Below are 14738 nucleotides of genomic sequence, written 5' to 3' on the forward strand. Positions count from 1 at the left end.
GGGGGCGTCGATACCCCCGGAACAGAGTTAGCATACGTATGATGTTTGCGACAAGCGCTCGCTCGACTAGAGGTTTCGGGCGGGATCCGGAGCTAAACCGGTCGAGTGCAGCTCGTCCCACAGGGTGTCCGGGATGTCCTGCCGGTACCTGTTCGCGGTACTCCGGACATGCTCCGCGGTGCGCATGCCGGTGACCACGGACACGACCGCGGGATGGCGCAGCGGGTACTGGATCGCGGCCGCCGGAAGGCTTACGCCGTACCGATCGCAGATCTCGGCGAGGCGTGAGGCACGGTCGACGACGGCTTGCGGCGCCTGTCCGTAGTCGTAGTACGCGGTGCTGTCGACGGTCGCAGTGCTGAGCAGGCCCGAGTTGTAGACCGCCGCCGCGACCACGCCGACACCGCGCTCGTGAGCGATGGGCAGCAGTTCGTCGAGAGCCGAATGGTCGAGGAGGGTGAGCCGCCCGGCGACCATGACAACGTCGACATCCGTACGCCGGACGAACTCCGCCAGCATCGCCGCCTGATTCATGCCGGCCCCAATCGCGCCGACGACGCCCTGCTCCCGAAGTTCAACCAGGGCAGCGATTCCGGTCGATGAGGCTGATTCCCAGTGGTCGTCCGGATCATGCAGGTAGGCGATGTCGAGCCGGTCCGTCCCGAGGCGGGCAAGGGACTGCTCCACTGACCGGAGAATCCCGTCGCGGCTGAAGTCCCAGACGCGCTTGGTCGTTGCGGGAACCACGAAGCCGTCGTCGTCCAGCTGATCGGCGGTCTCCGGACTCGCGACCAGCAGGCGTCCCACCTTCGAGGAGACCAGGACGCCGTCGGTGCCGCCCAATGCCTGGCCGAGCCGGTGCTCCGACAGACCCAGGCCGTAGTGCGGAGCCGTGTCGAAGTAGCGGATGCCTTCGTCGAGCGCGACCGTGACGGCGCCGGCCGCCTGCTGGTCGGTGGTCTCGGTGAACAGGTTGCCGAACTGGGCGGCGCCGAGGCCGAGTTCGGTGAGCTGGTGACCGGTGCGCAGCGGCCTGGTGGCAAGAGGGACTCTGGACATATTTTCAGCATACGTATTATGTTTGCCGCGTTCTGCATCGAGGAGGAAACAGGGATGTTCGCGGTCAACTACGTGGGTAGCCGGACGATGGCGCTCGAGGAGCGCGAGCCGGCCGACCTGCGTGCGGGGGAGGTTCGGATCGCCGTTGCGTACGTCGGCCTGTGCGGCACCGACCTGCACGTGTTCCACGGCGACATGGACGCTCGCGTCAGCACGCCGGCAACCATCGGGCACGAGATGTCGGGCACGATCGCCGCGCTGGGACCTGGCGTCGAGGGATGGTCGATCGGGGACCCGGTGACCGTCATGCCGCTCGTCTGGGACGGAACGTGTCCGGCTTGCCGAGCGGGGAACCAGCACATCTGCCAGCACCTGGACTTCATCGGTATCGACAGCCCTGGTGCCTTGCAGCAGTTCTGGAACGTCCCGGCGGCAACTCTGGTGAGGCTGCCGGCCGGGGTATCGCTGCGAGACGCCGCACTCGTCGAGCCGGTCGCCGTCGCGGTTCACGACGTACGGCGGTCTGAACTCGCGGCCGGAGACAAGGCCGTGGTCATCGGCGCCGGACCGATCGGTGTGCTGATCGCGACCGTCGCGGCCGCGCTCGGTGCCGAGGTCGTGGTCGCGGAGATCGATCCGGCCCGCAGGACCGCTGCCGCCGAGCTCGGACTCACGACGGTGGACCCCTCCTCGGTCGACCAGGCCGCATGGGTGGAGGAGTGGACCGGTGGCGCCGGCGCGGATGTGGTGTTCGAGGTATCGGGCGCTGCCGCGGCCGTCCGAGGGGCCACCGACCTGGTCAAGGTCCGCGGAACGCTTGTCGTGGTGGCGATCCATCCGCAACCGCGGCCGCTCGATCTTCATCGGGTGTTCTGGCGGGAGCTGAGGATCCTCGGTGCGCGGGTGTATCAGCGGGCCGACTTCGAGCGCGCCGCGGAACTCGTTGCCGACGGCACGATTCCGGCGGCGAAGCTGGTGACCGGCGTCGTACCGCTGGCCGAGGTGCAGTCGGCCTTCGGTGTGCTCGAGGCAGGGCAGGCGATGAAGCTGCTGGTGGAGCTGAACGCCTCATGAACCCCTTCGACCTGACCGGGCGGCTCGCGGTGGTGACGGGCGCGAAGCGCGGGATCGGCTTCGCTGTCGCCGAGGCGCTGGCCGCGGCCGGCGCCGACATCGTCGGTGTGTCAGCCACCCTTGACCCCGCCACGTCCGCGATCGGTGAGCGGGTGCGCGAGCTCGGCCGGGACTTCTCCGGGCACCGGGTGGACTTCGCCGACCGCGCTCAGGTGATCGATTTCGCCGAAGCGCTCGAAGGCCGCCAGGTGGACATTCTGGTCAACAATGCCGGGACGATCCGCCGCGCGCCCGCGGCCGAGCATCCCCTCGACTGGTTCGACGAGGTGCTCGAGGTCGATCTGACCAGCGCGTTCGTGCTCAGTCAGATTCTCGGCCGGCGGATGTTGCAGGCGGAGTACGGCCGGATCGTCTTCACCGCCTCGCTGCTCTCGTTCCAGGGCGGGATCAATGTGCCGGGGTACGCGGCCGCCAAGTCCGGTGCGGCCGGGCTGGTGCGCGCGCTGTCCAACGAGTGGGCAGGGCGCGGCGTGACGGTGAACGGGATCGCTCCCGGCTACATCGCGACCGACAACACCGAAGCACTGCGGGACGATCCTGACCGGTCGCGGGCCATCCTCGAACGGATCCCGGCAGGTCGCTGGGGTACGGCGGCCGACATCGCCGGTGCGGCCGTCTACCTGGCATCGGACGCCGCCCGCTACGTCACCGGCACGATTCTTCCGGTCGACGGCGGCTGGCTGGCCCGGTAACTCGCCGAGCCATAGTCATACATCATACGTATGCCCTATCATCTGGCATCACCGATCCACTCCGACTCGTCAACAGAGTCGACAAGACAAGGACAGCTCATGGTCGGAATCCACACCGCGGTTCAGCTCCGCCGCCGGCCGGCGAGGACCGTCGCCGTGCTCTGCGCCGCCGCAACGGCGTTCCTGGCGCTCGCCGCCTGCGGCGGCAGCAACAGCTCGGCGAGCGGGTCGCACGGCTTCCCCGAAGCCAAGCAGGACACTTCGTCGACCATCACGGTCTGGGTGGACGCCGACCGGCAGGCCGCCGCGAAGGCTTTCCAGCAGGCCAACCCGGACACCAAGATCCAGGTCGTCTCGTACGACGGATCGGCGAACGGGTCGAACTCGTTCCGTACCAAGATGCAGCTCTTCGACCGGGCCGGCAGCGGCTGGCCGGACGTCGTGTTCTCCAGCCAGAACAACGACGCCGCGTGGGCGAGCCAGAAGAGCGGCGGCAAGCAGGCCTTCGCGGCCGTGCTGAACAAGGGCCTGGTGCCCGATGACACGCTCTCGAAGTTCACGGCGGGCTCGCTGAACCCGTGCACCGTGGAAGGCCAGGTGTACTGCCTGCGGAACGACCTCGCGCAGGCCGTGCTCTGGTACAACAAGAAGCTGATGGACCAGTTCGGCTACGCCGTTCCCACCACGTGGGAGGAGTACCAGGCGCTGGGCGAGAAGGTGGCCAAGGAGCACCCGGGCTACATCATCGGCACGGCCGGGGACGCGTGGACGCCCGAGGTCTTCTTCTGGGCCAGCAAGTGCCAGGCCAACGGGATCACCGGACCGAAGTCCGTCACCGTGAAGACCGACACGACCGAGTGCAAGCGGGCGGCGTCGATGCTGGACACGCTCCGCGGCAACGGAACCGTCCCGGTCGTCAGCGTCTTCACCCCGGAGTTCCTGAAGAAGTACACCGGCAAGGTGCTGATGATGCCCGGTCCGGCCTGGTACGCCGGCGCGATCTTCAACAACCCGCAGTCGCTGAAGGTGCCCGCCGGCCAGCTCGGCATCGCCGCGCCGCTGCCGTGGAAGGGCGACGACAAGCCGGTCACCGGCAACGTGGGCGGCGGGACGTGGTTCGTCTCCAGCCATTCGAAGAACCTCGCGGCCGCGGAGAAGTTCGTCCAGTTCGTCACCACTGCCGACGACTACCAGGTCAAGGTCGCGCCGGGTTATCCGGCCTACGCGCCGGCGGCCGAGAAGTGGGTCGCCAAGCAGGAGTCCAGCAAGTACTTCGCGACCTCGCTCGAGCCGATCGTCACCGCCGCGTCGCAGGTGTGGGACGGCTGGGGTTACGGCATCTTCAGCCAGGAAGCGGTCTGGGCCAAGACGATGACCACAGCGGTGACCGGCGGCAAGTCGATCCTGGAACTCTTGCCGACCTGGCAGCAGGCGATCGAGAACCAGGCCAAGGTCAACGGATACTCGGTGAACTGACATGACCATCGCTCCCCCGAGCGACCAGCTGACCGCCGGCGCTTCCGAGCGCCGGCGGCCGGCCCGGCGGAACGGCCGGGCAGCCGGCCGCACGCCGATCGGCTACGTCTTCGTCTCGCTCTACGCACTCCTGACCCTGGCCTTCGGCGTCGTTCCCGCGCTGTACGCCGTGGTGCTCGCCTTCACCAACGCCGACGGCGGATTCGCCGGCATCACCAACTTCACGAAGGTCGTCGGCGACTTTCGGTTCTGGCCGGCCGTGCTCCACGTGACCATCTACCTGGTGATCTGGCTGATCGCGCTGGTCGTCTTCGTCGTCGGGTTGGCACTGCTCGTGCACGCAGTACGGGTGCGTTGGGTGAGTACGGCGCTGCGCTTCGTCTACTACCTGCCCGGCGCGCTCGCCGGGGCGTCCAGCGTGCTGCTCTGGCTGTTCGTTCTCGACCCGACCGCCAGCCCGGTCAGCGGCTTGCTCAAGGCCTTCGGGTTCGACAGCTTCGTCGCGGTCATCCAGCCCGGGCACCTGCCCGCGATCTTCGCGATCATCGCGTTCTGGACCGGGGCCGGCGGATGGATCGTGATCATGTACGGCGCGCTGAACAACATCAGCGCCGAGGTGATCGAGGCGGCCCGGGTCGACGGCGCGAACGCCGTACAGACCGCGATCCACATCCAGCTGCCGATGCTGCGCAAGTGGATCGCGTACATGGGCGTCATGTCGCTGGCGGCGGGCACGCAGCTGTTCGTCGAACCGCAACTGCTCAGTCAGGCCAGCAACGCGGTGGTCCCGAACGACTACTCGCTGAACCAGCTCGCCTACCAGTACGCGTTCCAGCAGAACGACTTCAACGGCGCGGCGGCGATCTCGCTCCTGCTGCTGGTGGTCGCGCTCCTGCTGTCGTGGGTGTTCGTGACCCGCGGCGGCCTGTTCGAGAAGGAATGAGTATGTCGGCACTCTCCAGTGAGTCCAGCCGCGTGAACCTCCGCGGGTGGAGCGCGCGGTCCGTCGCGGGAATCGTGATGGCCCTGTTCGTCCTGTTCTTCGTGATCCCGATCGTCTGGCTGCTGCTCGCGGTCACCAAGTCCGCGAAATCGCTGATCGTCTCGAACCCGTTCTCAGCCGGGTCGTGGAGCGATCTCGTCGCCAACTGGCACCAGCTGTTCGCCTTCCAGGACGGCGCCGTCACCACCTGGATCGGGAACTCGGCCGTCTACGCGCTCGGTGCCCTGGTGATCACGCTCGTCGTCGGCGTCCCCGCCGGGTACGCGCTGGCGCTCACGGAGTTCAAGGGACGACGGGCGCTCCTCGTGCTGACGCTGGTCGTGATGCTCATCCCCAGCACCGCTCTGGTACTGCCGATCTTCCTCGAGCTGAACAGCATCGGCCTGATCGGGAGCCCGCTGTCGGTGATCCTGCCGATGTCGTTCTTCCCGTTCGGCGTCTACCTGACCTACATCTACTTCTCGACGAGCATCCCGCGCGACCTGCTGGCGGCTGCCCGCATCGACGGCTGCACGGAGTTCCAGGTCTTCTCGCGGATCGCGCTGCCGCTGGCCGCGCCGATCGTCGCGCTGGTCGCCTTCTTCAGCTTCGTGCAGAACTGGAACAACTTCTTCCTGCCGTTCGTGATGCTGCCCTCGAGCGACGGCTACCCGGTCCAGGTCGGGCTCACTTCGCTGCTGGCCGCGACCCCCGCGTTCAACCCCAGCTCGGCCGGATCCGACTCCGTCCAGCTGCCTACCCTGGCGTTGGCGACGATCGTGTCGATCCTGCCCGTGCTGTTCGTGTTCCTCTTCTCGCAACGGTTCCTCGTCGCGGGGATGACCGCGGGAGGCACCAAGGAATGACCGCCCTCAAGGAGAACCACCTATGAAGATCACCGGATATCGCAGTCTGAGCACGGTTCACGATTGGGGGAGAGTCACCGGCGACGTCAACGGCGTACACAGCGGGAACACGACCCCGGTCCCCGTGCTCGTCGTTGAGACGGACGCCGGCATCGAGGGTGTCGGCCTCGGCGCGCACGACGACATCGCGCGGGTCTTTCCTGCCGTGGCCGGCGAGGACCCGCGCTCGGTGATCGCGCTCTACGACCGCATGCTCGACTGGGTGTTCAAGGCCGGTCACTCCGGGCCCGTGTTCGGCACGATCGGCGCCGTCGACATGGCGCTGTGGGACATCAAGGCCAAGGCGGCCGGGGAGCCGCTCTGGCGGCTTCTCGGCGCGCGCGAACGGTTCGTTCCCGGCTACGCGTCCGGTCTCGAGTACGGCCTCACCGACGAGGAGCTGGCCGAGCTCTACGGACGCTTCGCGGACCGCGGCTTCAAGGCGGCCAAGCTCAAGGGCGGCCGTGACCTCGACCGCGACCTGCCGCGACTGGAGATCGCCCGCGAGGTTCTGAGCCGCAACTCCCGCCGACCCGCGCTGATGTTCGACGCGAACGAGTCGTGGAACCAGGCCCAGGCTGCCCGGTACGTGGCAGCGATCGAGGAGCGGATGGACCTCACCTGGGTGGAGGAACCGCTGCGGCGGTGGGATGCCGCCGGTCTGGCCGCGCTGCGCGGCAAGGTCCGGGCAGCTATCGCCAGCGGCGAGAACCTGACCGGTCTCGAGCAGTACCGGCCGTTGCTCGACGCGAATGCTCTGGACATCGTGCAGGTGGGCAACGTCTGGGGGATCACCCACTTCCTGCGCGTGGCGACGCTGGCGCACGGTCACGACCTGCCGGTGAGCCCCGTCGCCTACAACGCGAACCCGATCGCACACGCGGCTGCCGCAGTACCGAATCTTCTGACGCACGAGGTCCAGGATCTGCACTTCCCCGTCGGTCTGGACGTCGACCAGGAGTTCGACGACGGCGGGATCATTCTCGGCGATCGCCCGGGTATCGGCATCGAGGTGGACGAGTCCAAGCTGGCATCGGCCGGTACCGCGGCGACGGTTCCCGCTTCGACGGGACCCCATATCCGGCCGGAGCGCGCCGCACTACGGCTGGTGGCCGAGCCGGACGTGATCGACGTTCCCGCCACGCCGCTGAGGCCGGTCTCGTGACGCGCGCGCCCGAGCGTCACGCGCTCGTCGTCGGCGTACGTCCCGAGAAGCGCGAGGAGTACCTGAGACTGCACAGCGCCGTCTGGCCGGGCGTGGAGCAGAAGCTTGTCGAGTGCAACATTCGCAACTACAGCATCTTCGTCTTCGGCGACATCTTGTTCGCGTACTACGAGTACGTCGGCGAGGACCACGACGCGGACATGCAGCGGATCGCGGACGACCCGGTGTCGCAGGAGTGGTGGAAGCACACCGACCCGTGTCAGGTGCGGATCGCCGAAGAACGGATCCCGGGTGCGTTGTGGCAGCCCGTCGACGAGGTCTGGCACCTCGGATGACCGTGGGAATCGATGCGCACGTACATCTGTGGGATCGGGCGCTGGACCCGCAGGACTGGATCGATCCGGAGACGATGGCGCCGATCGCCCGTGACTTCGGATCGCCCGACCTGAAGGCGATGCTTGCCTCGACGGGGCTCAAGCGTGCGGTCGTCGTTCAGTCGAGCAACAGTTTGTCGGAGAGCCTCCGGCTCGCTCGCCTGGATCCGTCCGTGGTCGCAGGCCTGGTCGGCTGGGTCGACCTCACGACCGACGTCGGAGCGCAGCTCGACCTGATCCGCCGGAATGCGACCGTTCCGCTGGTCGGGGTGCGGCATCTTGTGCACATCGACCCCGATCCTGAGTGGCTGGGGCGGGAGGATGTTGCCCTCGGCATCGGTGTGCTGGACCGCGAGGGTCTGTGTTTCGACTTCGTGGTCCGCGACTGGCAGCTGCCGCAGGCTGCAGTCGTGAGCGGTCGGCACGAGGGAGTGCGCTTCGTGCTGGACCATCTGGGCGGGCCGCCGGCGCCCGGAGCGGCCACGAGCGCCTGGGCAACCGGGCTGAAGGAGCTCGCACGCCGTCCCAATGTCGCCGCCAAGGTTTCGGGTCTCGTGTCCGGCCTGGCTCCGGGGTCCTGGCGCGCCGAGGATCTCGCGGACCGTGTGCTGGTCGCCCTGGAGGCGTTCGGGCCGGATCGCCTGCTCTACGGTTCCGACTGGCCGCTGGTGGAGCTCGGCGGAGGAGCGGTGGCGTGGAAAGCAGCAGTGGACAGCCTGCTGGGTGAGCTGTCCACGGCCGAGCGTGCGCGGGTGTTCGGCGGCAACGCTGCCGACATCTACTCCCGCCGCTGACCTCGTTTGCGACCGCGGGGGCGGGGAGCGTGGTCGGACAGCCGGCGACGCTCCCACGACCCGTGGATGTGATTGTGCATCGCCTTCTCGGCGCCGGCGCGGTCATTGCGCGCGATCGCCTTGACGATCGCCTCGTGCTCCTTGAGAGTGAGCGCCACCGCGTCCGGCGGGTCGATGCCCTGGTACCGGCTGGACTCGACGGCTCGCTTGTAGAGGTGCTTGGCGATGTTCTCGGCGAGCTGGTTGCCGGAGATCTCCATGACTGCGTAGTGGAAGATCACATCGGCCTGCCGGAACGAGTCTGTCTCCGACTCGCTCTCCCGCATTGCCGTCAACGCGTTCTCCAGCCGGCGGAGCTCATCGGCGTTGTGGGCGCCGGCGACCGCTCCTGCCATCGCCGACTCGAGACTCGCTCGCACCACGGTCAATTCGTCGAGGACGCCGAGGCTCTCGTCGTTGTCGATCAGTGCCGACAACACCACCGGGTCCAGCATGTTCCAGTAGCCCGGTGCTCGCACCTGGGTGCCACGGCCCTGGGAGACGGTGACCAGCCCCTTCTCCTCGAGCCGTTTCACCGACTCACGCAACACCGTCCGGCTCACACCGAAGTGCTCGCTCAGCGGCGCTTCCGGAGGCAGCAGGTCGCCCTCCTGCAACCGGCCCGTCACAATCAGGTCCACCAGCTCGGCGACGACCGAAACCCCGAGCCGACCCGCGGGCAGACGTCGCGGAATCAGCCCGGATGCCGGAATCGAGTCCCTTGCCATACGTATGATCTTACCGACGATCACCCGCCGGCCTGACGTCTAGTGCTCGACCGTGAGGACGATCTTGCCGAACTGGGTGTTGGACTCCAGGTGGCGATGAGCCGCGACTACGTCGGTCAGGTCGAAGGTGCGGTCGATCACGGGGCGGAGGGTGCCCGCTCGTACACCGGCGTTGATGAAGTGCTTGGCTCGGCGGAGCCGGGCCGGATCCTCGATCGTGACCTCGGTGAACGCGTAGGTGCGGATATTGCGGCCGCGGAAGTCCGCGGCGATGGGCATCGGCGCCGGCGTCGGATCCAGCCAGCCGTAGAACAACAGGCTCCCGTCGGGCACGACCGTCTGGATCAGAGTTGTGACCGCCGGGCCCATGATGGCGTCGATGGCCAACTCCACACCCCGGCCGCCCGTCAGGCCGTGAACTTCCGCGACGAGGTCCTCCTCCTCGGTGGCGATGACATGGGCCGCGCCCGCATCCAGCAGCCGTTGCTTCTTGGCGTGCGTGCGAGTGGTGGCGATCGGGACGGCGCCGAGATGGTTGGCGACCTGGATCGAGGCGAGGCCGACGCTGCTTGATGCCGCGTTGATCAATACCGTGTCGCCCGGGTTGATTCCGCCGAATTCGACCAGCAGACCGTAGGCGGTCGTGTAGGCCATCCAGGTGGCGGCTCCGGTCACCGGATCGACATCGGCCGGACGGTGAACCAGGCCATGGGCGGGCAGAACGACCGCCTCGCCGTACGTGCCGTAGTCGGTCATCAGGAACGTCGGCGCTGCGCTGACGGCATCGCCGACCGCGAACTCGTCGACGCCCTCGCCGACAGCATCGACCACTCCGGCAGCCTCGTAGCCGAGGCCGGAGCCCGGGAGGTTCGGCGGATACACGTAGGTGCCCGAACGGAAATTGGACTCGGCTCGATTCAGGCCGATCGCGTCGACACGGATCCGGACCTCACCATGGGCGGGCTCCTCGAGCTTCAGCTCTTCCAGCCGGAGCACCTCCGGCCCACCGAGCTCGTCGAAGCGGACTGCCTTCGTCATGCCTGACTCCCTTTGATCGTCTGGCCCGGTACGACGCGAACCGGGCTCCATCAGGCTATGAGCGTTCGATCAAGAGGCTCCATGTTCGATCGTCCGCGACAGCGAAGCGATCGTCTTCCGCGGGGACCTGGACGTTGTTGCCCGCAGCAACGTCTTTGGGTGAGGGTCGCCGGTATCGGCCGGGGCTGACGCCGTGCTCCCGCTTGAACGCGGCGGCGAAGGCGATCTCGGAGCTGTAGCCGGCCTGCCTTGCCACGACGCGCAACGGGACATCGGACTCCCGCAGCAGCCGGGCGGCCGTGATCATCCGCCACCAGGTCACGTACGCGAGCGGTGGTTGTCCGATCAGCGTGGTGAACCGACGGGCGAACGCCGCCCGCGACAGCCCCGCTCTCTCCCCAAGTTCTTCCACCGTCCAGGGATGGGTCAGATCGTGATGGATGGCGGACAACGCGGAGCTGATCGCGGGATCTTTCAGTGCTGCGATCCACCCGGTCGTGCTCTCGTCGCGCGAGCTCTGTTCGAACCAGGAACGCGCAACGTAGAGCAACAACGTGTCCAGCAGCGACGGCACGATCGCATCCATGCCGGGTTGCTGTCGATCAACCTCATCAGCCAGCAACTCAACCACGGCGTGGACCGACGAATGCGCTCCGGAGTACGCCGGCACGTGGACGACGGGCGGCAGCTCGGACAGCACAGGGTGGATCCTTGTCCGGTCCAGCCTGTATGCGCCGCACAAGATCAGTGTGCTCCGACCGGAACCTTCGTGCCGGATCTCGCGGTACGGCGTATCGCTGTCGTCGAGCTGGAATTCCACGAGGCGTGACGTCGGGCTGTCGGCGATCCCATGGGCGAGGTCGCCGCCGACGAGGGCCACGTCGCCGGCCTTCAGCGCGATCGGTGGCTCGTCGGCCGGGATCAGCCAGCACGAGCCCCGAAGTACGACGTGGAAGCCTGCGCCCTCACCTGGTGGGAAACGCAGCCCCCACGGCGCGAACAACTCGTGCCGAATGGAGTGCGGCCGACCGGTGCGTACGGCAACAATAGCGTCGCTCAGGACGTCCACTTCATGAGTATCGCCGGCTCGCCCATCCCGATAGTTCATTGGGGCTGCTCAGCGCGGTGGCACTTTGGGCCGGAGGGGTGTTCGACACTGACGCTCACCATGCAAACTCCATTCCTGCTGAGCTGGGGTTTCAGGGGATCGTGAGCACTGCTTTGCCGTGGAAGCTGCGGTTGCGGAGCCCGTCGAGGGCTCGGTCTACCTGGTCCCACCCGGCCTGGAAACCTACCGCCGGCTGCAGGGAACCAGCGGCGACGAGGTCGGCAAGTGTTCGAAGGTCCGCGTTGACCGGCGAAGGGTCGGCGTACGACAGGTAGCTGACCAGGCGCGCGCCCTCGTGCCCGATGAAGTCGTAGAGGTTGATGGACGCCTTCCGTCGACTGCTCGCGCCGAAGACCACCACGGTGCCACCCGGTGCGACCTTTGTGACCGCGGCTTCGAGCGACTCACCGCCGATCGACTCCGTGACCAGATCGAACAGACCGTTCGCCTCCGAGACGGTCGGTACGACGGAGCCGGCGCCGTACTTGACCAGAAGCTCCGCCGCTTCGCCCCGACCGATCGCGGTGACTTCGCCGCCGGCTAGGACTGCGAGCTGGACCTGGAGCTGACCGACGCCACCGGTTGCGCCGGTAACCAGCACCTTCTTGCCCACCAAGTTGCCGCCTATGCGCAGGGTGTTCAACGCGGCTCGACCGGCCAACGGCAGCGCGGCGGCGTGCTCGATGTCCACGGTGTCGGGCAGCTCGGCCAAGCGGGCCGTGGATACCGACGCGAGTTCGGCCCAGCCACTGTCTTCGGCGAGCGCGACGACCCTCGCTCCTGCTGCCGGTCCGGATCCGTCCGCGGCCGGTTCGACCACCACTCCGGCGATGTCCTGTCCCGGCCGCCAGTCCTCGGTACGGGCCGCTAGCAGGTCAAGTTCGCCGCGGTTGACGGAGAACGACCGTACGGCGATCAGCGCCTGGTCGGGTGCGGGAGCCGGGTCGGCGACGGTCTGGACGACGAGGCCTGTGGGCGTGTTCACGAGTGCTTTCATGCGTCAATCTCAGGCCGTGAATACGCCGTCAACAAGGCGACTGTGCCATGTTCACTCATCACCGATCGGCATGAATCACCAATCGTCAACGAAGCTCGGACCGAGGCGTCTGGGAGCCTGCGGCGCGCAGTCAGGCGGCGGCAAGGCAGCTGTCCAGCAGGAGCCGGACCGCGGGAGCCGACGGGCCGGGAGCGGTCGCGATCAGGGTCTGTAAGGCCGGGACGTCCAATCGCCGGAAGGCGATCCGGTGGACTCGCAACCGCTCGGCCGCCGAGGAGTACAGGACGGTCCAGGCCGGCGGTCCGGCACCGATCTCGGCGAGTGCGTCGTACACCGAGCCGATTGGCGGACCTGCCGGCGGTTCGACGCCGGATTGCCGAAGGAGTCCGGTGATGAAGTCGTAGAGCCCAGGATTCGCCAGCCGCGGGCTCAGCCTGAGCGGCGTACTCGCCAGATCGGCGAGGGTTACCAGCGAGCGCGCCGCGGCCACGTGGGTGGCCGGCAGTGCGGCCACGAGGGTCTCGTTCCAGACCGCGACGGTGTCCAGACCGGTGACGTGTGCCGCCGGCCGAATGAAGGCGGCGTCGAGCTCACCGCGCCGTACTGCGTCGAGACGATCCGCCGATTGCAGGCTCACGAGCCGGACCTCGACCTGTGGTGCCAGCGTCGCGATCGAGTCGAGGACGCGGTCGAGGCGATCTCCCAATCCCTGGCTTGTCCCGATCCTGAGCGGACCGGTGATTACCGCGACGGGCTCGGCAACCGCGGACCGCAGCCGCCCGAAGGCTGCCAGCGTGGCTTGTGCCTCCGGCAACAGCCGGCCGCCGGCCGCGGTCAGCTTGACCCGGCGGGTCGTGCGATCGAAGAGCTGGACACCGAGCTCGCGCTCCAGGCGCGCGACCTGCTGGCTGACTGCCGGCTGCCCGATGTGTAGCCGTTCCGCGGCGCGGCCGAAGTGCAATTCCTCCGCGACAGCGACAAAGAACTCGAGCTGGCGAACTTCCATGATCCCGACTCCTGCCGTTTCAGCCGTCCTGATCGGCTCAACGTCTGCAGCCGACGCCTTCTTCCGTCGGGAGGCGGCCGGCGGAGCCGCACTGTGACCGGGGTCACTCCAGCGCAGCGACGGTTTTCGGGCTCAGCGGGGGTCATGACGTTCGACCGAACCTGATCAGCGTGATCCGCGCGACGCCGGACCGGAGGACATTCACAGTGAGTCTCACAGCGACCCAGGCAGACACCGGGATGCCACCGGACGGGGACTTCGCCGCCGCGGTTGAGCCCTTCAGACGAGAGCTGCTCGCGCATTGCTACCGGATTCTCGGCTCGATCCATGACGCCGAGGACCTGGTGCAGGAAACCTATCTGCGCGCATGGCGTGGGTTCGACCGGTTCGAGGGTCGTTCTTCGGTACGGCGGTGGCTGTACAAGATCGCCACCATGGCTTGTCTGACCGCTCTCGAGACACGCTCCCGACGTCCGCTGCCGTCGGGTCTCGGTGCGCCGTCGGACGATCACAGGGTCGAGCTCGCACCAGGCGACCCGTCGGTTCTATGGCTCCAGCCGGCGCCCGACGCGCTGTTCGGAGGCGAGGACCCGGCGGCGATCGTGGAGGGGAGGAGCAGTGTCCGGCTCGCGTTCATCGCCGCGCTCCAGCTCCTGCCTGCCCGGCAACGTGCTGTGCTGACGCTGCGCGACGTGCTGTCCTTCCGGTCGGTCGAGGTCGCGGAAATGCTCGGTACGACGACCGCCGCTGTCGACAGCGCGCTGCGTCGAGCCCGGGCGCAGCTGGCAGCGGCGGGACCCGTCCAGGACGACCTGGCCGAGCCCGTGGAGGAATCGCGGCGCGAGCTCCTCGCGCGGTATGTGGACGCGTTCGATCGCGCTGATGCGGATGCGCTCGTGGACCTCTTGCGGGCCGATGTCGAGCTGGAAATGCCACCCGTTCCCACCTGGTTCACCGGCCGGCGAGCAGTCATCGGTTTCTTGGCCGATCATGTTCTGCTGCACCGGCAGCAATGGCGGATCGTGCCGACGGCCGCCAACGGGCAGCCCGCCTTCGTGATTTATCAGCGTACCCACGACGGTCGCTACGAGGCGTACGGAATTCAGGTCCTGACGTTGATCGGGGCCAGGATCTCCCGGGTCACCGTGTTCGTCGATCCGTCCCTGGTATCGGCATTCGGGCACGCGCCGGCTCTCGCGCACTGATCTCGACCTCGCCGCCGACCTTCGGTCACGTCATAA

The 14738-nt window shown here is 67.6% G+C and carries 15 protein-coding genes; 9 read left to right on the forward strand and 6 right to left on the reverse strand.

The window, feature by feature from the left end; genetic code table 11:
- Nucleotides 1–66 precede the first annotated feature (66 nt).
- On the reverse strand, nt 67–1059 hold the full coding sequence (locus AB0J62_RS18570; protein WP_363871852.1) for an aldo/keto reductase: 993 nt from the start codon (nt 1057–1059) through the stop codon (nt 67–69).
- A gap of 18 nt (nt 1060–1077) precedes the next feature.
- Here AB0J62_RS18570 and AB0J62_RS18575 point away from each other — a divergent pair, with 18 nt between their 5' ends.
- From AB0J62_RS18575 to AB0J62_RS18610, 8 genes are all read left to right on the forward strand, one after another.
- Nucleotides 1078–2133: an alcohol dehydrogenase catalytic domain-containing protein gene (locus AB0J62_RS18575; RefSeq protein ID WP_363871855.1), complete on the forward strand. Its 1056-nt coding sequence runs from the start codon at nt 1078–1080 to the stop codon at nt 2131–2133.
- Entirely contained in the window at nt 2130–2885 is a 756-nt protein-coding gene (locus AB0J62_RS18580) for an SDR family oxidoreductase (RefSeq protein ID WP_363871858.1), read from the forward strand. The genes AB0J62_RS18575 and AB0J62_RS18580 overlap by 4 nt, the downstream gene beginning before the upstream one ends.
- A gap of 99 nt (nt 2886–2984) precedes the next feature.
- On the forward strand, nt 2985–4361 hold the full coding sequence (locus AB0J62_RS18585; RefSeq protein ID WP_363871861.1) for an extracellular solute-binding protein: 1377 nt from the start codon (nt 2985–2987) through the stop codon (nt 4359–4361).
- 1 nt (nt 4362) lies between these two features.
- A complete protein-coding gene (locus AB0J62_RS18590) occupies nt 4363–5304 on the forward strand; it encodes a sugar ABC transporter permease (protein WP_363871864.1) in 942 nt (313 codons plus the stop codon).
- Between the two features lie 2 nt (nt 5305–5306).
- Nucleotides 5307–6209 carry a carbohydrate ABC transporter permease gene (locus AB0J62_RS18595; protein WP_363871867.1) on the forward strand — a complete coding sequence of 301 codons (903 nt, stop codon included), beginning with the start codon at nt 5307–5309 and terminating at the stop codon, nt 6207–6209.
- Between the two features lie 22 nt (nt 6210–6231).
- Complete coding sequence (locus AB0J62_RS18600; protein ID WP_363871870.1) at nt 6232–7413, forward strand: mandelate racemase/muconate lactonizing enzyme family protein; 1182 nt, start codon at nt 6232–6234, stop codon at nt 7411–7413.
- Nucleotides 7410–7748 (forward strand): L-rhamnose mutarotase, encoded by a 339-nt coding sequence (locus AB0J62_RS18605; protein WP_363871872.1) that lies wholly within the window; start codon nt 7410–7412, stop codon nt 7746–7748. The genes AB0J62_RS18600 and AB0J62_RS18605 overlap by 4 nt, the downstream gene beginning before the upstream one ends.
- Nucleotides 7745–8581, forward strand: coding sequence for an amidohydrolase family protein (locus tag AB0J62_RS18610; RefSeq protein WP_363871874.1), 837 nt, complete (start codon nt 7745–7747; stop codon nt 8579–8581). The genes AB0J62_RS18605 and AB0J62_RS18610 overlap by 4 nt, the downstream gene beginning before the upstream one ends.
- Here the strand turns inward: AB0J62_RS18610 and AB0J62_RS18615 are convergent.
- The 5 genes from AB0J62_RS18615 to AB0J62_RS18635 form a co-directional block, all read right to left on the reverse strand.
- Complete coding sequence (locus AB0J62_RS18615) at nt 8566–9348, reverse strand: FadR/GntR family transcriptional regulator (protein ID WP_134105057.1); 783 nt, start codon at nt 9346–9348, stop codon at nt 8566–8568. The genes AB0J62_RS18610 and AB0J62_RS18615 overlap by 16 nt on opposite strands.
- 39 nt (nt 9349–9387) lie before the next feature.
- The gene (locus AB0J62_RS18620) at nt 9388–10386 is read right to left on the reverse strand and encodes a zinc-dependent alcohol dehydrogenase family protein (protein WP_363871877.1); all 999 of its coding nucleotides are present in this window, start codon (nt 10384–10386) and stop codon (nt 9388–9390) included.
- A gap of 55 nt (nt 10387–10441) precedes the next feature.
- Nucleotides 10442–11455, reverse strand: coding sequence for an AraC family transcriptional regulator (locus tag AB0J62_RS18625; RefSeq protein ID WP_363871879.1), 1014 nt, complete (start codon nt 11453–11455; stop codon nt 10442–10444).
- A gap of 130 nt (nt 11456–11585) precedes the next feature.
- Nucleotides 11586–12491, reverse strand: coding sequence for a zinc-binding dehydrogenase (locus AB0J62_RS18630; protein ID WP_363871881.1), 906 nt, complete (start codon nt 12489–12491; stop codon nt 11586–11588).
- Between the two features lie 130 nt (nt 12492–12621).
- Nucleotides 12622–13497, reverse strand: a complete 876-nt coding sequence (locus AB0J62_RS18635) for a LysR family transcriptional regulator (protein WP_363871883.1) — start codon at nt 13495–13497, stop codon at nt 12622–12624.
- Between the two features lie 206 nt (nt 13498–13703).
- Here AB0J62_RS18635 and AB0J62_RS18640 point away from each other — a divergent pair, with 206 nt between their 5' ends.
- Nucleotides 13704–14702, forward strand: a complete 999-nt coding sequence (locus tag AB0J62_RS18640) for an RNA polymerase subunit sigma-70 (RefSeq protein ID WP_363871886.1) — start codon at nt 13704–13706, stop codon at nt 14700–14702.
- Nucleotides 14703–14738 lie beyond the last annotated feature (36 nt).

Source organism: Kribbella sp. NPDC049584 (assembly GCF_040675555.1).
GTDB lineage: Bacteria > Actinomycetota > Actinomycetes > Propionibacteriales > Kribbellaceae > Kribbella.

What these genes read in the sequence shown, in the direction of transcription:
- AB0J62_RS18575 (WP_363871855.1), top strand. Translation starts at nt 1,078, where the DNA reads ATGTTTGCCGCGTTCTGCATCGAGGAGGAAACAGGGATGTTCGCGGTC.
- AB0J62_RS18600 (WP_363871870.1), top strand. Translation starts at nt 6,232, where the DNA reads ATGAAGATCACCGGATATCGCAGTCTGAGCACGGTTCACGATTGGGGG.
- AB0J62_RS18615 (WP_134105057.1), bottom strand. Translation starts at nt 9,348, where the DNA reads ATGGCAAGGGACTCGATTCCGGCATCCGGGCTGATTCCGCGACGTCTG.
- AB0J62_RS18590 (WP_363871864.1), top strand. Translation starts at nt 4,363, where the DNA reads ATGACCATCGCTCCCCCGAGCGACCAGCTGACCGCCGGCGCTTCCGAG.
- AB0J62_RS18635 (WP_363871883.1), bottom strand. Translation starts at nt 13,497, where the DNA reads ATGGAAGTTCGCCAGCTCGAGTTCTTTGTCGCTGTCGCGGAGGAATTG.
- AB0J62_RS18580 (WP_363871858.1), top strand. Translation starts at nt 2,130, where the DNA reads ATGAACCCCTTCGACCTGACCGGGCGGCTCGCGGTGGTGACGGGCGCG.
- AB0J62_RS18610 (WP_363871874.1), top strand. Translation starts at nt 7,745, where the DNA reads ATGACCGTGGGAATCGATGCGCACGTACATCTGTGGGATCGGGCGCTG.
- AB0J62_RS18595 (WP_363871867.1), top strand. Translation starts at nt 5,307, where the DNA reads ATGTCGGCACTCTCCAGTGAGTCCAGCCGCGTGAACCTCCGCGGGTGG.
- AB0J62_RS18620 (WP_363871877.1), bottom strand. Translation starts at nt 10,386, where the DNA reads ATGACGAAGGCAGTCCGCTTCGACGAGCTCGGTGGGCCGGAGGTGCTC.
- AB0J62_RS18585 (WP_363871861.1), top strand. Translation starts at nt 2,985, where the DNA reads ATGGTCGGAATCCACACCGCGGTTCAGCTCCGCCGCCGGCCGGCGAGG.
- AB0J62_RS18570 (WP_363871852.1), bottom strand. Translation starts at nt 1,059, where the DNA reads ATGTCCAGAGTCCCTCTTGCCACCAGGCCGCTGCGCACCGGTCACCAG.
- AB0J62_RS18630 (WP_363871881.1), bottom strand. Translation starts at nt 12,491, where the DNA reads ATGAAAGCACTCGTGAACACGCCCACAGGCCTCGTCGTCCAGACCGTC.